The sequence below is a fragment of the Candidatus Merdisoma sp. JLR.KK011 genome (genome assembly GCF_036941125.1).
Classification (GTDB): domain Bacteria; phylum Bacillota; class Clostridia; order Lachnospirales; family Lachnospiraceae; genus Laedolimicola.
Genome location: NZ_JAYWSZ010000004.1, coordinates 1,470,678 through 1,491,454, shown reverse-complemented (window position 1 = coordinate 1,491,454; position 20,777 = coordinate 1,470,678). Strand labels below are relative to the sequence as shown.

General features: G+C 48.4%; 19 protein-coding genes and 2 pseudogenes. 6 read left to right on the top strand and 15 right to left on the bottom strand.

Annotated elements, in window-relative coordinates:
• The first annotated feature begins 30 nt into the window (after positions 1-30).
• From VV089_RS21025 to VV089_RS21005, 5 genes are all read left to right on the top strand, one after another.
• Entirely contained in the window at positions 31-213 is a 183-nt protein-coding gene (locus tag VV089_RS21025) for a hypothetical protein (protein WP_334337264.1), read from the top strand.
• Between the two features lie 34 nt (positions 214-247).
• Positions 248-406, top strand: coding sequence for a hypothetical protein (locus VV089_RS21020; protein WP_334337263.1), 159 nt, complete (start codon positions 248-250; stop codon positions 404-406).
• Positions 407-511: 105 nt separating this feature from the next.
• Positions 512-1,456 carry a hypothetical protein gene (locus tag VV089_RS21015; RefSeq protein ID WP_334337262.1) on the top strand — a complete coding sequence of 315 codons (945 nt, stop codon included), beginning with the start codon at positions 512-514 and terminating at the stop codon, positions 1,454-1,456.
• 74 nt (positions 1,457-1,530) lie between these two features.
• Entirely contained in the window at positions 1,531-2,544 is a 1,014-nt protein-coding gene (locus tag VV089_RS21010; protein ID WP_334337261.1) for a virulence RhuM family protein, read from the top strand.
• A 362-nt stretch (positions 2,545-2,906) separates the two neighbouring features.
• Positions 2,907-3,062 (top strand): hypothetical protein, encoded by a 156-nt coding sequence (locus VV089_RS21005; RefSeq protein ID WP_334337260.1) that lies wholly within the window; start codon positions 2,907-2,909, stop codon positions 3,060-3,062.
• 66 nt (positions 3,063-3,128) lie between these two features.
• Here VV089_RS21005 and VV089_RS25310 read toward each other — a convergent pair whose 3' ends face one another.
• The 4 genes and pseudogenes from VV089_RS25310 to VV089_RS20985 form a co-directional block, all read right to left on the bottom strand.
• Positions 3,129-3,332, bottom strand: coding sequence for a hypothetical protein (locus VV089_RS25310; protein WP_442891580.1), 204 nt, complete (start codon positions 3,330-3,332; stop codon positions 3,129-3,131).
• Positions 3,329-3,466: pseudogene (locus VV089_RS20995) on the bottom strand (type II toxin-antitoxin system RelB/DinJ family antitoxin); the annotation flags it as partial. The pseudogene VV089_RS20995 and the gene VV089_RS25310, both read right to left, overlap by 4 nt.
• Positions 3,467-3,520: 54 nt before the next feature.
• Positions 3,521-5,605 (bottom strand): ATP-dependent zinc metalloprotease FtsH, encoded by a 2,085-nt coding sequence (gene ftsH / locus VV089_RS20990; protein WP_334337259.1) that lies wholly within the window; start codon positions 5,603-5,605, stop codon positions 3,521-3,523.
• Positions 5,606-5,714: 109 nt separating this feature from the next.
• The gene (locus VV089_RS20985; protein ID WP_334337258.1) at positions 5,715-5,882 is read right to left on the bottom strand and encodes a hypothetical protein; all 168 of its coding nucleotides are present in this window, start codon (positions 5,880-5,882) and stop codon (positions 5,715-5,717) included.
• Between the two features lie 203 nt (positions 5,883-6,085).
• Here VV089_RS20985 and VV089_RS20980 point away from each other — a divergent pair, with 203 nt between their 5' ends.
• Positions 6,086-8,716 (top strand): cation-translocating P-type ATPase, encoded by a 2,631-nt coding sequence (locus tag VV089_RS20980; protein WP_334337257.1) that lies wholly within the window; start codon positions 6,086-6,088, stop codon positions 8,714-8,716.
• Here VV089_RS20980 and VV089_RS20975 read toward each other — a convergent pair.
• The 11 genes and pseudogenes from VV089_RS20975 to VV089_RS20925 all read right to left on the bottom strand — a co-directional run bounded on the left by VV089_RS20975 (position 8,633) and on the right by VV089_RS20925 (position 20,742).
• On the bottom strand, positions 8,633-9,187 hold the full coding sequence (locus VV089_RS20975) for a manganese efflux pump (protein ID WP_334337256.1): 555 nt from the start codon (positions 9,185-9,187) through the stop codon (positions 8,633-8,635). The genes VV089_RS20980 and VV089_RS20975 overlap by 84 nt on opposite strands.
• A gap of 126 nt (positions 9,188-9,313) precedes the next feature.
• Positions 9,314-10,561, bottom strand: a pseudogene (locus VV089_RS20970) (endonuclease Q family protein); the annotation flags it as partial.
• Between the two features lie 109 nt (positions 10,562-10,670).
• On the bottom strand, positions 10,671-11,900 hold the full coding sequence (locus VV089_RS20965) for a glycosyltransferase family 39 protein (RefSeq protein ID WP_172543059.1): 1,230 nt from the start codon (positions 11,898-11,900) through the stop codon (positions 10,671-10,673).
• Positions 11,901-12,491: 591 nt separating this feature from the next.
• Positions 12,492-13,370 carry a YitT family protein gene (locus tag VV089_RS20960; protein WP_172543060.1) on the bottom strand — a complete coding sequence of 293 codons (879 nt, stop codon included), beginning with the start codon at positions 13,368-13,370 and terminating at the stop codon, positions 12,492-12,494.
• Positions 13,367-14,098 (bottom strand): copper homeostasis protein CutC, encoded by a 732-nt coding sequence (locus VV089_RS20955; protein ID WP_334337608.1) that lies wholly within the window; start codon positions 14,096-14,098, stop codon positions 13,367-13,369. The genes VV089_RS20960 and VV089_RS20955 overlap by 4 nt, the downstream gene beginning before the upstream one ends.
• 162 nt (positions 14,099-14,260) lie before the next feature.
• Positions 14,261-15,352: a DUF871 domain-containing protein gene (locus tag VV089_RS20950; protein ID WP_334337255.1), complete on the bottom strand. Its 1,092-nt coding sequence runs from the start codon at positions 15,350-15,352 to the stop codon at positions 14,261-14,263.
• 39 nt (positions 15,353-15,391) lie between these two features.
• Positions 15,392-16,516, bottom strand: a complete 1,125-nt coding sequence (locus VV089_RS20945; RefSeq protein ID WP_334337254.1) for a M20/M25/M40 family metallo-hydrolase — start codon at positions 16,514-16,516, stop codon at positions 15,392-15,394.
• Positions 16,517-16,818: 302 nt separating this feature from the next.
• Positions 16,819-17,772: a N(4)-(beta-N-acetylglucosaminyl)-L-asparaginase gene (locus tag VV089_RS20940; RefSeq protein ID WP_334337253.1), complete on the bottom strand. Its 954-nt coding sequence runs from the start codon at positions 17,770-17,772 to the stop codon at positions 16,819-16,821.
• Between the two features lie 251 nt (positions 17,773-18,023).
• On the bottom strand, positions 18,024-19,082 hold the full coding sequence (locus VV089_RS20935) for a M42 family metallopeptidase (protein ID WP_334337252.1): 1,059 nt from the start codon (positions 19,080-19,082) through the stop codon (positions 18,024-18,026).
• On the bottom strand, positions 19,075-20,100 hold the full coding sequence (locus tag VV089_RS20930) for a hypothetical protein (protein WP_334337251.1): 1,026 nt from the start codon (positions 20,098-20,100) through the stop codon (positions 19,075-19,077). Before VV089_RS20930 ends, VV089_RS20935 begins: the two co-directional genes overlap by 8 nt.
• 117 nt (positions 20,101-20,217) lie before the next feature.
• Positions 20,218-20,742, bottom strand: coding sequence for a GrdB-related putative oxidoreductase (locus VV089_RS20925; RefSeq protein WP_172544162.1), 525 nt, complete (start codon positions 20,740-20,742; stop codon positions 20,218-20,220).
• Between the last annotated feature and the right edge of the window lie 35 nt (positions 20,743-20,777).

Here is a 20,777-nt window from a genome sequence, read left to right as displayed (position 1 = left end):
AGAAGCCAGTAAAACCGAGGGCCTTTATCCATGAACAGCAGGATAAGCGAGATTGAAGCAGGAAAGGCAAATTGTGTCATCGTAAAGGTTCTTTCCAGATTCGGCAGAAATTATCTGGAGGCAGGCAATTACATTGAGAAAATCTTTCCCTTTCTGGGCGTGCGTTTTATTGCCGTAACAGACGGGTTTCGATACCGGAAGAGACGGAAATGAAAACAAGCAGATGGCTTCGGAGAGCAAAAACCTTGTGAATGACATATACGCAAAGGATTTCTCCAAAAAGGCAAAGCTGCACTTAAAGCAGAGACGGGAAGAAGGCTCTTATGTGGGAGACCCTCCGCCGCATGGCTATCAGGCCCAATGGAACGAAAAGAAACACGTGCTGGCGCCGGATGAAAATACGTAGGAGATTGTCCGTTTTTTCTAGTAAAAATTATGTTTCTGTAGACATGAGGGTGTGATAGAATAAATGCGAGGGAAAGTGGCAAAGGCGTTAGAAGAGGTATGAACAATGAATAGTGAAAAAGAAATTAAATTAGTACAGGCTTTGGAAAAATCATTTGGAAAGACAGTAATTTCTGTTGATAATGCAGTAGAGAATCTCCATTTTATTCGCAAAAGTAAAGAATTAGCCAAAACACATGATTGGTTATACCATTGTACAACTTCTTCTGCGTTGAAAAGTATTTTAAGGAATAGAGAATTTTGGCTATCTAATCTCAAATGTGTGAATGATGATAAAGAAGCTGAACGGATAGATGTTCCAGAATATGAAAATAAGTATTATATTTGCTGCTTTACGTATGATCCTCAAGTGCTTGATCAAGATTGGAAAGAATATGGAAGCGAGTCTGATGGAGTACTGATTGGCATAAGAACAAATTGGTTTCTTAGAAACGCAATCCATATGAGTGATGACAATTTAAAATGGAAGGATGAGTTTTCATATATTGCGGAAAATCGTGATGAGGCACTTAAAATAAAATTGTCTGAGCAGAAAAAGCGAATACTTACAAACCCTTTTTATATTAATTCATTTGATTTTTACCAGATTATATATGATGATGAACTTGTTAAAAATATATCAGGCATAGGATATATGAATGGCAATGGAGCACAAGGGCGAACTTTAACGCCGGAAATAGTTGGAATTATTAAGTCTACACATGGGATTTGTAGAAGACCTGGGAAAGAACCCTATGAGAAAGATTGGACAACCGAAAAGGAAGTTAGGCTTAAAATAGGGATACAACAGTTGGAAATTTTACCCAATGGATATGTGGCTCATGATGGGATGGTAATGAAAACCGATTTTTTCCCTAAAATAGCGGTTCCAGTTTCTGAGTGGGCATTTGATACTGTAAAAATCGGTTTTGCACCAAAATTTCAAAAAAGAAAAAGATTTTTGGAGGAAATACAGCAGCTTTTGCCAGAGAGCATAATTGAGGTTATCTAAATAGAAATTAGAAACTTTTATAGACTAAGAGATAAAGCCAATGATAAGTTGGCGTAATAAGGTTAGGTGATTTTATGGATAAAAAAATGCAGATCAGAAATAGTACGACGGACTTTCTTGTATTTACAAAACAGAATAGTGAAAACAGCATTGAGGTTAGAGTACACGATGAAGATGTATGGCTGACACAAAAGAGCATGGCACAGCTTTTCGATTGTTCAACAGACAATATTGGTTTACATTTGAAAAATATTTTTGCCAGCGGAGAGTTAGATGCAGAAGCAGTTACCGAGGAATCCTCGGCAACTGCTTCCGATGGCAAAAAGTATAGGATGAAATTTTATAATCTTGACGCAATTATCTCCGTAGGCTATCGAATTAATTCTATTCGTGCAACCCAATTCAGGCAGTGGGCGACAAAGGTATTAAAGACCTTTACGGTTCAAGGGTATGTGTTGGATAAAAAGCGTCTTGAAAACGGGCAGATATTTGACGAGGAATATTTTGAACATTTACTTGATGAAATCAGGGAGATTCGTGCAAGCGAGAGGAAATTTTATCAAAAGATAACAGATATCTATACAACGGCGGTGGATTATTCTCCTATAGCGGCAACTTCAAAGGATTTTTTTGCTATGGTCCAGAATAAGCTGCATTATGCCATTCATCATCATACAGCTGCGGAAGTGATTGTAGAACGTGCAGATCATAGAAAAGAGTATATGGGATTGACTACTTGGAAGAATGCACCAAGGGGTAAAATAGTGAAAGCGGATGTCAGCATAGCGAAGAATTATTTGACAAAAGGGGAAATGCAGGACTTAAATCAGTTTGTTAACATGTATTTGGACTATGCAGAAAGACAGGCAAGACGGCAGATTCCCATGACTATGGAAGATTGGGCAAAAAAGTTGGATGTATTTCTTGAATTTAATGAAGAAGAAGTATTGAAAGATAAGGGAAGAGTATCTGCTGAGATTGCTAAAAGCTTTGCCGAGAGTGAATTTGAGAAATATAGGATTATGCAGGATAAATTATATCAAAGTGATTTTGATAAGTTATTGCTTGGAATTGGTGATGGGGAGTAGGAAAGTCTTTTCAATCCGAAAAGAGCTTTACAATAATTCATCATCAATTTTGTTCTAACTTGGCAATACCCTGCCATACTCCCTATGAAACCAAGCCGATTCTAGCGATTTTTGCTTAAAGAAAGTGAAAAAAATTCGTGGCAAAAGCTTGACGTAATCGGGGTGCTGCAGGCTCGACATGGCGAGGGTGTTTTAGTTTTTGACTGGGATTGAGTGCGAAGTGTAATAAAAATAAATTTTGAGAAGATAATTTGATTTTTCTGATATTTCGTCATAAAATCAAAAAGAAAATTTTGAGAATATCACGTAATATTACAAACAAAAATATATGATGCAAGATTTAAAACAGAGGATGATGCAGAATGAAACATTATAAAGATTTGCTGGCAAAGGGATGTTTAAAAGTACTTGAATGTCTTGCAAGAAATAAAAACGGATTTTTGTATCAGAAATGCGGATATCTTTTTAAAGAGTTGGAAGGTGTGCAATACTTTCAAAGGGCTTTTGAAAAAATGTAACAGGTAACAGATATGACATAGGGAAAACCGGCAAAACTGATTTTGTCGTTTGCGCTGCCATTGATACTAACAAATGCAGGACAGACGCTTTATATGATTGTGGAGCATAAGCTGGAGTTGATCGCACAGGCCGACTAGATTATCGACATAAGGCTGGAGGGCGGCAAGCACGCCCTCCAACAGGCTGATATCCAGCCCGCGCCTCATTGCCAGCTTGTAATCTTTCTTGAATTGTGTGGTGGATTTGACAGTATATTTTGCGTTCCTCATGCTTTCAGGTCTGCGAACAGTTCGTCCAGATCGGTATACCCTTTCACTGTCGGGTCTTTCGCAATCCTTTCTGCCTCCAGCATAGCGGCAACCGTTTCGCTGTTTGGCTGGTTGAGGGAAACGTCAAAGGGAATCTGGCGGGCAAGGAAGTTGGTGCATGAGTGCTGCAACTATGACAACCGCCAGCTTTACCGCCGTTCTCTCACAATTACCACCGGAGGCTTCTGCTCATCCGCCTTTTCCTCCTCCGCTGTGCCATCCCGGCCTGTATCTTCCCGTTCTTCTGCATCCCCCAGTCCTGCCTGGGTTTCTTCTTCCGCCTTGCTCTCCAGATTCTTTGCAGGCTCCGCCTCCTTATCCGTATTCCCGGAAGCCTTCTCCTTCGTCTCCTCTTCCTCCGGCTCCGGAATTCCCTTGGCTTCCCGGAAAATCTTCATAAACTCTTTGCCTGTAATGGTCTCCTTCTGAATAAGGAATTCCGCAATCTTATCCATCACATCCCGGTTTTCACTTAAGAGCCGCTTGGCTTCCTCATAGGAATTCTTGAGGATCTTCATAACCTCCTGGTCTACCTCGGCCGCCGTGGCGTCGCCGCAGTTCATAATCGTCCGTCCGGTCAGATACTCATTTTCCTTCGTCTCCAGCCCCATAAGGCCGAACTTCTCAGACATGCCGTACTGTGTCACCATGGCTCTTGCAAGACGCGTCGCCTTCTCAATATCATTGGAAGCGCCGGTCGTCACAGTCTCAAAGACCAGCTCCTCCGCCGCCCGGCCGGCCAGATAGCCTACCAGCATAGCGTCGATCTCTTTTTTAGTGTTCAGATACTTCTCTTCCTCCGGCACCTGCATCACATAGCCCAAAGCTCCCATAGTACGGGGAACAATGGTAATCTTCTGCACCGGCTCCGAGTCTTTTTGCAGCGCGCTTACCAGCGCATGCCCCACCTCATGGTAGGATACAATGCGGCGTTCCTCCTTGCTCATAATGCGGTCCTTCTTCTCTTTTCCCACCAGAACCACCTCCACGGCCTCAAAAAGATCCTTCTGGGCCACGGCTTTTCTCTTGTTCTTCACAGCAAGGATAGCAGCCTCGTTAATCATATTCGCCAGATCCGATCCCACGGCTCCGCTGGTAGCCAGGGCAATCTCATCCAGATCCACCGTCTCATCCATATTCACATTCTTGGCATGAACCTTTAAGATATCCACACGGCCTTTCAGATCCGGACGGTCTACAATAATCCGCCGGTCAAAACGGCCTGGCCGCAAAAGCGCCGGATCCAGAACCTCCGGACGGTTGGTAGCGCCAAGCACCAGGCAGGCCGTATGGCTGTCAAAGCCGTCCATCTCCGCCAGAAGCTGATTAAGCGTCTGCTCACGCTCGTCATTTCCTCCGCCGTAACGGGAATCACGGCTCTTGCCGATAGCATCAATCTCGTCAATAAAGACAATGCAGGGAGAATGCTTCTTGGCCTCAGAAAACAGATCCCGGACACGGGAAGCGCCCACGCCCACAAACATTTCTACAAAATCAGAGCCCGACAGCGAGAAAAAAGGCACATGAGCCTCCCCCGCCACCGCCTTGGCAAGCAGAGTCTTTCCGGTTCCCGGAGGGCCCACCAAAAGCGCACCCTTCGGAAGCTTCGCGCCGATCTCCGCATATTTCCCAGGATTGTGCAGGAAATCAACTACCTCCTGAAGAGACTCCTTCGCCTCCTCCTCCCCGGCCACATCCTTAAAGGTGACACCCGTCTCCTTCTCGATATACACCTTAGCCTTACTCTTGCCAACCCCCATGCCCATCATGCCGCTGCCGCCCATTTTCCGCATGGCAATGCCAAAGATCAGCCAGATCAGCAGCACAGGCAGCAGAAAATTAATCGCAGACAGAATGATTTCCCTCATATCACTGATCGGTCTGTCATACACCACGCCCGCATCACTAAGCTTCTGCTCCAGCTGGTAATCCGGCATAATACCCGTGGCATAGACCACATCGCCGCCTCTGGCATTCTTCTCTTTCGCCACAATCTTAATCTGATTTGAAGCCAGCTCCACGCTCTCCACTTCGCCCTTATCCAGCATCTCCATGAACTCATCATAAGTGATGACCGTAACACTGGCGCCCATTCCGCTAAAATAATTCCAGGCCAGCATAGCAAACATCGTAATAATCATAACGATCAAAATACTCTGCCTGTTTTTAGGATTTTTATGATTGTCCCCTCCGCCGTTACCACCCGGACGGTTGGAATTATTATTTTCTTCCATCTTTCTCCTCCTTGTATCCGCTGCCAGCCACAGACAACCCCATGACCGTAACATCTCTATTATAGTGTGTGTTCCCCCAGAAAGCAATACAGAAGCTGTGAATTTTCCTTCACGAATCACCCAAATCAAACAAATCAAGCACCCCTTCCACCCCCAAAAACCAGTTCATCCAGTCTGCGGCCATAGGGGTTCCTGCGTATTTCCAATATCCAGTGTCCGGCTGTTCGCGTACAGGCTGTCTGATATGGACGCACATTGACAAAAAACCAAAAAGCATCCAAAACCCCCAAAGTCAATGTACGCCCAGAGCAGACAGCCTGTACGCGAACCGTCCGAACAAAGGATATGGAAATACGCAGGAACCCCTATGGCCGCAGACTGGATGAACGTCCCCCTCCAACTTCATAGCATAACTTTGTCCCCCTTTTCATATCTTTTCATATAAACTTGGACAACACATAAAGAAGGGACAAACAAACCATGAAACATCCGACACCCTCCCCAACCGTTCTCCGAGGCCAAAACATCCTAGAAGACGGTCATCACAAAACCATGACACAATCCTTTTTCGAGCAGCTAAACGATCCCTTGATCTTCATCCTCTTCATCGCCGCCGCCATTTCCATGCTCCTGGGAGAAGTCAGCGACACCGCCATTATCCTGGCTGTAATTCTGGTAAATTCCATCGTAGGCGTTATCCAGGAGGGCAAAGCCCAGAAAGCTCTGGAATCCTTAAAGCAGATGACCAGCCCCACAGCCCTAATCCGGCAGAACGGCAGCCTGAAAGAGATTCCGGCCCGGGATCTCCTCCCCGGGGACATCGTCTGCCTGGATGCGGGCCGCCAGGTGCCTGCAGATCTGGAGCTGATTTCCGTCAACAGCTTAAAGATCGAGGAAGCTGCCTTAACAGGAGAATCCGTTCCTGTAGAAAAAGATTTATCCAAAAACAACCGGGCTTACATGTCCACCAACGTAACCTACGGCAGAGGGGAAGGCGTTGTCACCGCTATCGGCATGGACACGGAGATCGGAAAAATTGCCCGTATGATCAACGAAGCGCCCACGGAAACCACGCCTCTCCAGCACCGCCTGGGAGAGCTTGGAAAGTTTTTAAGCATTGTATCCCTTCTGCTCTGCGCCCTGCTCTTTTTCATTGCCGTCCTCCAGAAACGCGATATTATGGAAATGCTGATTACAGCCATTTCCCTGGCCGTGGCCGCTGTCCCGGAAGGGCTTCCCGCCATTGTCACCATGGTGCTTGCCTTAAGCGTCTCCCGGATGGTAAAGGTCAATACCATTGTAAAGCGGCTGCCCAGCGTCGAAACTCTGGGCTGCGTCAGCGTAGTCTGCTCCGATAAGACAGGCACCCTCACTCAGAACAAAATGACAGTCACCGCCTGCTATACCGGAGGGCGGATCCTGGACGTATCCGCCCTCTCTCCGGAAAAAAACCGGCAGCTCCTGGAAGGCTTTGCCCTCTGCAACGATGCCGTAATCGGCCCGGACAGCCGGCTGGGAGATCCCACGGAGCTGGCGCTTCTGGATCTGGCCCGCCGCTTTTACCTGGAACGGCCTGTTCTGGAACGGAAAATGCCCCGCATCCAGGAGCTGGCCTTTGATTCGGACCGAAAGATGATGACAACCCTGCACCGAAAGGACGGCTCCACCGTTTCCTATACCAAGGGCTCCCCGGATGAGATCCTCAAGCGCTGCGATACGCTTCTGCTGGGCGGAAGGACGGTTCCTCTGGACTCGGTCAAGCGAAGAGAGATTGCCGGGGCTATGAAGACTCTCTCCGGAAGGGCTCTGCGGCTTCTGGCACTTGGTATGCAAACCGGCACCGATCATCCCATAGAAAGCGGTCTCACCTTTGTGGGGGCAGTGGGAATGATGGATCCCATCCGGCCGGAAGCTGCAAAGGCAGTCCGTGACTTCCGAAAAGCCGGCGTAAAAACGGTAATGATCACTGGGGATCGAAGCGACACGGCGTTTGCCATCGCCCGGGAACTCGGGATTGCTAAGAAGCCGGAGGACTGTATGACGGGGGCCCAGATTGATTCCCTCTCTGATGAGGAATTTTCCAAGGCCGTCCAAAGGCTGTCCGTATTCGCTATGGTTTCTCCGGAGCACAAGGTGCGCATTGTAAAGGCCCTGAAGGCTTCCAAAAAGATTGTGGCTATGACGGGAGACGGTGTCAACGATGCGCCCTCCCTAAAGGCGGCGGATGTAGGCGTGGCCATGGGAATCACCGGTACGGATGTGGCTAAAAACGCAGCAGATCTGATTTTAGTTGACGATAACTTTGCCACCATTGCCAAGGCCATTGCAGAGGGACGGGGCATCTATGAGAATATCAAAAAGTCGGTGCTGTTTCTGCTGTCCTCAAACTTCGGGGAAATCATTACCATGCTGACTGCGATTTTGCTGGGGCTTGGTTCTCCCCTTAAGCCAAGCCATATTCTCTGGATCAATCTGATTACAGATTCCCTTCCCGCCCTGGCCCTGGGCGTGGATCCTGGGGATCCCAGGCATTTTATGAACCGGCCTCCGCGCTCCCGTAAGGAAAGCCTGTTTGCAGGAGGAGGCTTAAGCTGTACCCTGCTCTATGGCATTTTGATAGGCTTTATCAGTATGACGGCTTTTCTGCAGCTTCCGATTTCGCTGCTGAAGGCCCATGGGGCTTCCATCAGTCTGGAGAACCTGCGCATCCTTTTGTCGGCCCCGGAGATTCTGGCCCGTTCCCAGACGTATGCCTTTACGGTTCTGGGGATCTCACAGCTTTTCCATGCCATTGGCATGCGTGATGTGGAGACATCGCTCTTCCGGATGAAGCATCTGAACAACCGATTGATGATGGCGGCTTTTGTGATTGGCCTTGGTCTGCAGGGACTGGTTACGGAATTTCCTTATTTTATCCAGGCTTTCGGGACTTGCCATCTTGCCCTTCGGGAGTGGGGACAGCTGATTCTTCTGGCAGCTATGCCCCTTGCCGCCCATGAATTGCTTTTACTGAGCCCTGGGCGCATTTTACAGCAGTTTCATAAAAGCGAGAAGTATGAGAAGTACGCCGCTGACCCAGCAGAGGTTCGATCGACAGCGGGACGCTATTAGGCGTCCCAGGAGGCTTCCAAGAAGGACGGCAAGAGCCCCTATCCATGCGGAGGCCAGAAATGCAGTGGGAATATAGGAGGAGGGAATTCCGGCTCCGATTCCTGCTGCAAGGCTGTCGATGGAGAGGGCCGCTCCTAAGGCAAATGCCTCTGTGGGGGACAGCACTGCATCCTTGTTTTTATCTGCAGTTTCTGCTTCTTCGTGGCGGGTACGGTCAAAGAGCTTTACCAGGCCCAGAATAAACAGGAGGAGGAAGCTGAAGTATTCTGTAACATTTCCCGGAAGGAGGCGGCTCACCAGGCTGCCGGCCAGAAGGGAAACCACAAGAATCAGACTGGATATAGCTGTGACTATGATTACGGACAAGAAGGGGACTTTTATCTTACTCACGCCGTATACGAAACCGGCGGCAAATGCATCTACGGACAGGGCCGTTACCAGGATCAAGATCTCAAATAAATAGGAAGACATGAAAAATCACCGGAATTATACCATTTATGGTTATTGTATTCCGGTGGTTTTGTTCTGTTTCATACCTGATTCAGCCACCCCCCTGCTGCACGCTGACAGGCGGACACGCTCCAAATGGGTATGTCAGTCTGTGCTGTTCAGCTCTTCGGCCTGGAACAGGAATATCTTCCCATACTCTCCGTCAAAGCCTGGCGTGCGGATCACTTTTCCCTCACGCAGGCGCTTGATGCCTTCGCCGATCAAGGTTCCGGCATTTCTGCGAATCTCTTCTATGGGAATGCTCCGCAGGATTTCAAATTCCGGGCCGAGCTTTTCCAGCATGGCCTCATATTCCCGTGTCACTTTTACGCTTGCGGCGGAACGGCCGATGGAGGCCCCTATCACTTCGGGCAGGGGCACCAGGCTTTCATAGCGCTTTGCATCCTTTTGCACGTAGTCCTCCGGACGGTCGGAAAGCTGTTGGATCCGGTGGGAAACGCCTGTGGTCAGCTTTTTTTTGCACACCGGGCAGATCCCCTGGTTCCTCTCTGCTTCCAGCGGGCTTAGGCAGACACTGCATTTGCGGTGCCCATCGTAATGATATTTGCCTTCCTCCGGGAAGAATTCTATGGTTCCTTCCAGTCCCTCGCCCTCCTGGACAGCCCGGTAAAGACCCTGGTAGGACAAGTCGATATTCAGAAGATTGGCTTCCCGGCCAAGCTTTGCCGGGGAATGGGCATCGGAATTGGAGATAAGCCAAAAGCGATCCAGGGCGGAGACACGCCAGTTCATGGGCGGATCGGAGGACAGGCCTGTTTCCAGCGCATGGATCTGGGAGCTGAGATCTCCGAAGCATTCCTCCACCGTGTCAAAGCCGGAGAACGCGCCGAACAGGGAAAAATGAGGCGTCCAGATATGGGCCGGCACATAAATGGCCCGGGGACACAGCTCCAGTACTATTTCCAGCAGATCACGGCAGTCTAAGCCCAGGATCGGGCGGCCGTCGGAGTAGATATTGCCGATGGTCTCCAGCTTGGCCGCTATCAGAGCCGCATCCTCCAGGCCTGGGAGCAGAATGAGGCTGTGGACTTTTCTCGTTTTGCCGTATTTTTTATAGATGGAGCTGATCTCGCCGGTCACTACGAAACGAGGCTCCCAGGAGGTACCCACAGTCATGTCCTTGAGCCGGTATTCCTGTTTCAGGCGGTACAGCCCTTCCTCTGCAGGCTCCAGCTTTTCCTTCAGTTCCTCCCTCCATGCCTTGTGGGTAAAGTCACCGGTTCCTACCAGGTGAATCCCTTTGCGGCGCGCCCACAGATCCAGATGCTCCGGGGTGCATTCCCTGCTGGTGGCTCGTGAATATTTGGAATGGATATGTAAATCTGCAATGTACACTTGTTTTTCCTCCCAAGCAATAACTGGTTTTTACAAAGTATCTTTTCTTCTCTCTTTTTAAAAGCCCTAAAATATAATTGAAAGTATTCAACAGTATTCCATTAGCATATCATTTCTTCCTTATACTGAATTTCGCATTTAAGGAATACATTATCCAGTCGCAGCCCAAAGCGGCATAAGGTATAAGAAGCAACGCATAAACCATTACATACCGGGTCTTCGCCTCCCACATAACATGAAAGAAAAACCCTCCCAGAATGATGAGTGCAAAAAACAGTTGTTCCAGCGTACATTTTTTCCTCAAGGACAGCATTCCTATCAATGCGCACCCATACAGAATCCACTGATACTCATTTGCAAAATACAGAAAAAGCCTGTGAAGCTTTCCCTCATAGATACTTTGTACCACCGGATGCAAAGGCCCGTTGTGTACCTTTTCAAAATGACTGATCCACAGGCACTCGTATAAAGGATTCGTCCACTGGGAAACTATTTTCCTGTAATAAAACCTTAATGCATAAGCAGGTTCCTTAACAAAATGATCCACGGACTGCCTGATATCATGGGATGCCCTTTGCGCACTGCGTTCAAAATCCTTATCACACTCCCAGAAGGCCCCCAGAATATATCCGTTGTACCATCCTTCTGCCATATCGCTCTCCTGCATCCCCATGGCAATATACATCAAAGGAGAGGCTCCTCCCTCGATATCATACCCACTGCGGAGCTCATACTGCTTTTTTATCCCCACGTCCATAATTCCCACGGACAGCAGTGACAAAGCGGCCATCAGCAGGCAGACTGTCCTCTTCTGCTCCAGCCCTTTTACAAGCAGATACAGGATAACCGCCACCACAATCACCAGATTATTCTGCTTAAGCAGCACAGAAAGCCCCAAACACAAAACCGCCAAAATGCCGTATGAAATCCTCTTCTCTTTCATAAACCTGACAAATCCATATACGGCTGACAGCGCAATGGGAGAAGCCAGCATTTCTCCATAGAGAAAAGTAGAGAAAAATATATACGGCAGAAATCCAAAGAGAAAAACCAATACCAAGTTTGTGATTTTTTTATTTTCAAATATAAGTTCCGTATTTTTATAAATCATATAAAATTCCAGACAGATAAAGCATACATTGACCCACTCCGCAGCCGAATAGGAAAAGGGGCCGAAAATGCGGAATAAAATCTCCAGATATGCCACATACCCCAGCTGCTGAGGACAAATCTGCAGATATTTTCCCGGTCCTAAGTCACGGAAATCCCCTTTTATAAATTCGGCAGCGCATTCTGTCAGTTTTGCCTGATCTGCTGAAGGAACCGCATATGATACCATAGACCAGATACCTGCAAAAACAGCTGTATAGCAAAGCAGGATCACGCACAATCTCTTACTGGAAATTTTTTCAAGCAGTTTCTTCCTTTTCATCCAATACAAAAAAAACAGAAAACAGCATGCTGCCAATATGTGCAAAAAAAAGGAATCTCGTTTATAATAAGTCGTTTCCAGATAATCCATCTCAAAATAAGCGGTAGATATAAAAGAAGTGACCGATAAAAAGGCATAGATTATGAGTGAAAAGGACAAAACAATCCATTTTCCAAGCTGCGGTATCTTTTCTGTTATCTTATCTTTCCAAGCTATATTCATTTTATGTTCCTCCCGGGAGCTGCGGTTCTTAATCTCCGGCAAGCAGCAAAACTGCTGCTTCCACAATTTTTTCCGATATTAACCATTCATTTTATCCTACACTAATCCAGACTATTTTACAAATGTAATCGAATTGATTTTATAAATATTTCATAAATAATTACCCTCCGAAAACCAGGAAATGCTTAGGCCGCCTTTTCCAAAATAAAAAAATGACCACATTCCGCCGCCTATCTAAGCTTCCTGTGATCATTTTCATCCTGACCTTATTCCCAATCAGTCAATGGGCTTCAAATAAAATCCCCCGTAAAAATCCTCCGATTTAAAGGTATTGATTACCACGTGGGGATCTGCCTTGCGCATCAGCTTGGCAATGTCCTGGATCTCATAGCTGGACACTACCGTGTGAAGCAGGCTGACCTCTTTTTTGCTGTAGCCGCCGATTCCATCCACCCGGGAAACGCCGTGGCGGTATTCCGCCACATAAGCTTCAATCACCTCGTCCGCTCTGGTTGTTGTAATCTGCATGGTCATACGCTCGTACCTGTGGTAGAAGGAGTCAATGGTTTTTGTGGAAATAAACTGGAACAGAATCGAATATCCGGCATATTCCCAGCCAAACATAAAGCCAAAAATCGTAATCAATGTGGCATTAAATACAAATACATAGCTCCAGATGGACTTTCCCTTCTTATTGGAGATATAAAGGGCCACAAAATCGATTCCTCCGGTGGAGGCATTTCCCTTCAAGGCAATCACGGTCATAATACCGTACAAAAATCCGCCGAAAATCACATTCAGCAAAATGTCTTCAAACAGCGGCTCAAAGCTCAGCACACGTAAAAAGAAACTGGCAAAAAATACCTGCAAAAGAGAAAAGAAGGTAAACCGTTTACTAATGCTTTTGCTGCACAAAATGGCTACCGGAATGTTGAGAAGCAGCATCCCTAAGGATACGGAAAAGGAAAATCCGAAAAAGGCAGAGGTAATCTTCTCAATCAAAAATGCAACCCCGGTAAAACCACTGGAGAGCAGGTTAATGGGAACCATAAAAATCTGCATGACGGCCGCCTGCATAAAGCCTGCAAGCAGAACACTCGCAAAGGTATAGGCAAAGCGCACCTTATCGTTATTTCTTATTTTTTGAAAATTCATAGGGCATCAACCAGCTTCTTTACTAAATTTTCATCCACTGCCTCGTAATCCTTTCTGTGAGGCGGCTCTGCGTATGCATAGGAAACCTTCGGTCCCTCCGTAGTGGGATCCGGCAGCCAGCCGCGGCAGGAACTGTGAACCTGGCAGATTCCGGTGCGCTCCATCAGTTCGCCGGCATTTCCTGCATTCATGCCGCTTCCTGCCAGCAGCTCTATCTTCCCGCCATATTCCTTCTGAAGCTTAGCAAGGAGCTCTATGCCGTTCATGGCCTTTTCCTGTCCTCCGCTGGTTAAAATGCGATCTATTCCTATTTCAATCAGTTTTTCAATCGCTTTACAGGGCTCCTGTACGCAGTCAAAGGCACGATGGAAAACGGCCTCGCCCTGATGCCGCTTTATTATATCAGCCATTTCCCGGGTCTGGTTCTCTTCTATCTCACCGTTCTCGTCCAGGAAGCCAAATGCAATGCCGTCTGCACCGTTTTGAAGGAGCAGCTCTGTGTCGGCCTTCATTACCTGGAAGTCTGCATCACTGTAGCAGAATCCGGCTCCACGGGGCCTTACCATGGCGATTACCTTTAAATCCGTATTTCTTTTTGTCAAAATGAGGGTGCCAAGGGAGGGCGTCAGGCCTCCCAGATACAGGGCGCTGTTCAGCTCAATGCGTTTTGCGCCTCCATGATATGCCGCCAGTGCATCCTCATAACTGCCGCAGCATATTTCCACAATCTTTTCCATAATTCTCTCCATTCCAGTCCCGTAGAACTTCATTCAGTACCGTATATCTAGAAGAATTTATGGCCACAAAAAGCATGTGTCCATAAATTCTTCTGGCACTGTATGAAGTTCTACTGTTTCCAGTCCCGTAGAACTTCATCCGCTACCTGGTATCTAGCGAATCATCAATGTGAATCCATGTGCAGGGCGGATGCAGTCCAGGATGAGCTGCTCGCCCTCATTGATATGGCCCGCATAATTGTAATCATCTACAGCCTTAATCTCATCCAGCACAATCATCAGCTCTCCTGCATAATGCTTCAGATTGTCATTGACAATAATCACATCGCCTTTTGTAAACACTGCTTTCTGATTCTTGCGCGGTACGATGCTTTCCCCCTTATATCTTACTCTGGGGAAGCTGGATCTGACAACCAGTTCGTTGCAGTCATCCCGGGACACGTGGATATCACAGGTGATAATCTCTTTTTCAATTTCGGAGATCCCGTCTGCCGCATCCACCTTCATAGACAGCTTGCTCAGATCCGTTTCCGCCATGATTTTCAGCTCCTCCTCACTGGCAAAAGCATTTCCAATCATAAAATCACTGCAAAAGCCCAGAGCATTCAAATGGCGAAGCTGCAGATCAATCGGCAGATCCCGATGGATTTCCAAAGTGGGAAGGCCGTCATAAACCTCCCAGGGCCCGTGAGTATCCTTCTCCCTGCTTGTAACAAAGGCCGCATTGGTCAAGCCAAGCGGCTGATACCGGCTGTTCAGCTCCTTGTAGCGCTTTAGGCCCATGCCCGTATTTCTCTGAGGATAAAAATTGCTGCAGATGCACATATTGCTTCGGTCGGCGCCCTTCTCAATCATCAAATCCAGGCCTATCGTGCAGGAAGCATTGTATTCAATCATAATACCATAAGGATTTCTTGTAATCTGAATATCCTCAACCTCTCCAAAATGCCCGTCCAGGCGGATAATATCCACGCCCATCTCTGCAAAAACAGACAGATCAAAGGGCGTCGCCCCAAGCCTCTTAAACACCTCCGGATTCGTGTCCACTGACACCGTAAGTCCGCTCTCATGGGCAGTCTTACAAAACTTTGTAAACTCATTGACAATCTTCTCCCGGCTCTCCTCCACCGACAAAAGACAGGTAAACACCCTCTGAAAACCATACTTTCCGGCCAGCCTCATATATGCATAGCACGCTTCCTTGGAAGCCCGTTCCGGATAAACAGAAATTCCCAATCTCTTCATTAATTTTCACCTTATTTCAGTTCCGTAACATTCTTCCAGTTACTTCGAACCCAGCCCTTCCATCAGTTTGTAAAATGCATATCCATAAATCTGCGCATTCTTTTCAATATCACAGATACGCATCCACTCATCCGGCATATGCCCGATCCCCTTCTGCCCCTTAAAGCTCGGCCCAAAGGGCACAATATTTTTCACCACCTTCGCATAGCTGCCTCCCGTGGTCGTCACCGCGCTTCCGTCCTCCTGCATAATCTCCTCATAAACCTGCTCCAGAGTCTTTACCAGATACGTATTCTTGTCAAAAAACACCGGTTCCAGGTTAGAATCCAAGGTCAGAGTCATATGAGGCGTACAAAGCTTCTGCAGAGCCTCTCTCATCGTATCCAGAGAATAAGAAGCCGGATAACTGGAAACCAGCGTCAGGCCGCAGGTATCCCCCTCCTCAAAAAGCTCCACCTTCCTCACCTGGTTCTTCCCAAACTCCTCATCCGCATAATCCACCCCAAGGCTAGAGGACAGATCATTCTGATTCAAAACAAACCCATTGAGAAATTCAGCCAGCTCCCCGAACTCCGCCTTCGGCAGGCAGAAGCGGAAAGCAGCCCTTCCACGCTCCGCATAAATCACCGGATACTTACAGTCCGGCGTCCATCCCATAAGAGGATACTTATGATTCTGAAAATACCACTTCATATCCTCCATTCCCGTCTCCTCATTCGTCCCGAAAATAATCTTCACCTTAATCGGAAAATCATATCCCAGATCCACCAGCGCCTTCAGCGCATACATACAGCAGAACATAGGCCCCTTATTATCCAGCACGCCCCTGGCATACAAAACCCCATCCTTCTCCGTACACACAAAAGGATCCGTCTTCCACACACCATTCACATCCACCACATCCAGATGCCCCACACACGCAATATAATCCTCCGTATCCGGCCCCCAGGACGCAATCCCAATCTGATTCCCCACATTCTCCGTCTCAAACCCCAGCCCCTTCGCAATCTCCAGAGCCTTATTCAGACAATCCGTCACCCGTTCCCCAAAAGGATGCCCCGGCACAGCCGCATCCTGTCTGGAATCCATACCACAAATCCTCTTAATATCCTCCACCAACTCCGGGAGCAATTCTCCCACCCGTTTCACAATCCGATCCTTCACCCGAACCTCCTATTCTAATCCGCTGCGCGACAGCACACTCACCTATTACTCCAACACCCAATCCCCATCAACAACCTACAGGGCTGTCGCAAAATCAGACAGCAGTCTTTTCCGATATCCAGTGTCCGGCTATTCACGCACACTCTGTCTGATATGGACGGACATTGCCTCAATTCCAAACAATGATCACAAACACTTCAAGGCAATGTACGGCCAGAGCAGACAGAGTGTACGTGAATCGTCCGAACACAGAATACGGAAAAGACTGATGGCTGATTTTGCGACAGCCGCACAACCTCCCCTTATTCCTGCACCGGCGCCATCCGAACCCTCATATACTCCTCAAGCCACTCCTGATCCGCCTCCCGGAAAGAGCAATGCCCATCCTCTTCCCTGGTAACCAGATAAACCACCGGCTCCTGCTCCTGGGTCGCAACACTAAAAGAAAATCCTCCAATATTCGTCGCACACCCAAACTCCCCTTTACAGTTCATAGCCACAACAGAAAGATCCCCAGCCTCACCGCGTTTCTCCCGAAGCTTCCGATCCAGCTCCGTCACCGCCTTCTCACAAGCCGCCTGGGGCGTAAGCCCTCCCTTCATCAGCCGGACAATCTCATAAGAGATACACCCTTTCATCAAGTCCTCCCCAAGACCAGTCGCCGTAGCGCCGCCAACCTCAGAATCCGCATAAAATCCCGAGCCCACAATGGGAGAATCCCCCACCCGGCCGCTCCGCTTCATAAAAAGGCCGCTGGTACTGGTGGCCGCCGTCACTGTTCCGGAAGTGTCCAGACAAACCATTCCTACCGTATCATGGCCGTCGTAAGGCTTCAGCTCTTGATCCATTTCCTTCTTCCGCTTACGATAGAAAGCCTTTGCCCGATCCGTGAGCATCTCCTTCTCCTCGAATTTCATTTCCTTGGCATACTTCTCCGCTCCTGCGCCTACCAGAAGATTATTAACCTTCTCCTCGCTGAGCTTCTTCGCAATGCTGATGGGATTGGCAAAATCCTTGATGGCGCCCAGAGCACCCACGCTCATGGTATCTCCATCCATATACCCGGCGTCCAGCTCCACAATCTGCTCCTCATTCGGCAGGCCGCCGTAGCCCACTGATTTGTAATACGGAAAATCCTCCACCGCCTTGATGGCAGTTTCAATGGCCTTTCCGGAAACCTCTCCCTTTTTCAGCATCTCGTCCGCAAGCTCAATTCCTTCCTTCGCCATTCTCCAGGTAGCTATAATTCCATACATCGATATCACCCTCCTATTTCAGTTCCGTAATATCCCTCAAAGTGCACGGGTTTGAAATCAATTTCCAGCCGCAAAAAACATGCGTCTGTAAATCGATTTGTGTACTTTGATGGATATTACTGTTTTAAGTCGCTGCGCGACAGCACTAAAGGGTAAAGCCGCTTCGACACACCGGTTATGAGAGAAACTTTTATTCGAAAGGACACGCATAAAAGTTCCTCTCGTGCGCCTTTGCGGCTTTACCGTACACTCTATAGCAGTCTCTCAAAAATCTCCCCGCTCATATCCTTCACAAGCTCACACACCAGCCGGATGCAAGCCTCCACATCATCCGTGTGGATCATACTGTGATTCGTATGCATATACCGGATAGGAATAGACAAGGTCATATTCAGAACGCCGTCAAAAGCCTTATGAATATTTCCCGAATCCGTTCCGCCCTTATTGAACACTGCATACTGATGAGCAATCTGATGCTTCTCGCAGATCCCTTCCACATACCGCACCAGCTTCCTGGGCGCAATGGAATTGGAATCAATCATGGAAAGCACCACGCCCTTCCCCAGAGAGCATATATTCTGGTTCGCCGGCGTGTCCCCGGCCAGTGTGGTATCAATCGCAAATGCAATATCCGGATGCGACCATTCTACCGCCGTCCTCGCTCCCCGAAGCCCCGGCTCCTCCTGAACCGTATTGGCCAGGTATAAAGGCGTATGCGCCGCATCCCGAAGCCTTTTGGCCGCTTCCAGCATAATATAATTCCCAATCCGGTCATCAAAAGCTTTACAGGACACATATTTCCGATTCTGCATCACCTCAAAATGCGTCCAGGGAACCACCATGTCCCCCACGGCAATCCCCAGGGCAAGAACCTCCTCTCGGTTCTCCACACCCAAGTCCAGGTACACGTCCTCCATGGAAACCGTCTTATTCCGAATCTCCGCCGGCAGCCCGTGGGTCGCCATGCTTCCCATCAAAGCCGGATAGCGGCCATTGTCCCTTGTAACAACCGTATACCATTGCCCAAGAACCAGATGGCTCCACCAGCTTCCCACCGGGCGCAGCTTCAGAAACCCATTCTCGTCAATGGCCTCCACCATGAATCCCACTTCATCCATATGGGCGGCAATCATCATTTTCGGTCCCGGCCTATCCCCGCATTTTACGGCAATGACGCTTCCAAGACCGTCCTTTTGGCAAATAAGGCCAAGCTCTCTATACTCTTCCTCCAGAATACGGCCGATTTCCTGCTCAAAGGAGGAAATACCCGGAGCGCCGCATATCCGTTCCAATTTTTCTAAATCAACCATGCACGTCACCCATTCCAAATCCCATAATCTTTTCCGAATCCAAGGTGCGCAGATAGAAAACCAGTGCGTCCACCAGAGCGTCTGCGTCACTTGTCCTGCAGATCTCATTTGCACTTCCCAGATGATCCACCGCAATGCCTGCGCTGATGCTGGGCGTTCCCTTTAAGGTCTTATGGATAAAGGAGCCGTCATTTCCCAGAAGGCCGAAATGCTCCTTCGTCTCCACCTGCCCGGCAAAATCCCTGAGAAGAGCCTGGGACGGAAGCATCTGCCGATCGTAGTAGCCAAGAATCACTTTATCCCCCAGCTGAACCTTTCTCTTTGCCGTGTCAAATCCCGTAAGGGCAATGGCTGCATCCGGCCGAATCACGTAGGCAGCCGTCTTGGTTCCCCGGTATCCGATGACAGACTGGGCAACGCCGCCTGCTGCCAGATGGAAGTCAAGCTCCTCATCCTTCATTTTCTCCAAAAGCTCCAGCGTAACCTCATTCAATACCCTGGGAAAGAGAGCCTTTGCCATCACAATCCCTTCCTGCTCTGCAAATGCACTTGCATAGCCGACCAGGTCTCCCGGGTGTATCCGCTCCATTGCCTCCTGTCCGCTTAGGCCGCAGGTGATAAAGAGATCCTCCGCACTCTTGACTTCGCAGGAATCCTCCAGTGTCTTTTTGTCCATGCCGATGACGCCGTCAATATAAGTGTCCTCCCTGGTCAGAATGCGCACGCGCTGATGGAGCAGGGAAGCGGGAGCAATGCTCTCCAAGGGGATAAAGGCCAGTGTCCCATCCTTTTTCACCTCTGAGATCATCAGTCCTGCCTCGTCCAGAGGAGATGCAAGCATAAGGGTAGCCGCTTTGGGATTCTTTGACCTTTTTATGGCAAATACAGAGCCTAAGCGGTCATACTTCAGCTCGTCGCACAGAGGCTTATAAGCCTCCTGGAGGATATGGGCTGCCGCCTGCTCTCCGCTGCTGACCCCGAAGCTGCCGCATAATCTTTTCAATCTTTCTGTGTTCATACTTCTCCTTTTAAGGGGCCGGAAATGCCGAAGGGAAACCCTAAGGTTTTTCCGGCACCACCAACCCCTTTTGATTTGTTGGGAACTGTGGCAAAATGGCCTGCACAGTTCTTTTTTTTAATAGCAGACACGCTCTTTGATGCTTTCCAGATCGCCGGAGGCTTCCACTGTTGCCTTTATCAGATCGCACAGATCCGAAAAGCTGTCGTTCAAACCGGTTCCGCCCTTTTTCGGCATCTTTACAATGGGTGTCTTGTCTTTGTAATCCGCAATGGTCTCCCCGTTTTCCACCGACATCATGGCACAGGACTTGATGTCCGTTTTCTCCAGGATGAACGCTGAAATCATGGCTGCCATCTTGGCGTAATCGGGAAAGTTAAAGCAGGGGCCGCAGACTACGAAGTCCGGCTTTACCTTCTTTACCATGGCTGTCATTTTTGTCACAACCTCTTCCTGGTTGTTGAGGAAATACTCGTTGCCGCAGTAGAGGGTCGCCGCTACCTTGGCTCCAATCTTATCCAGGTGGGATTCCATCATTAAGGCTGAGCCGATTCCGCCTTTTACGGCTGTCAGTCCTACGTTGGGATTGGACTTCCCTCCGGCTCCTGCCAGACCCTGATCAAAAATTAATACGATATTCATACTCTGCCTCCTATTTGTAGTCGCTGCGCGACAGC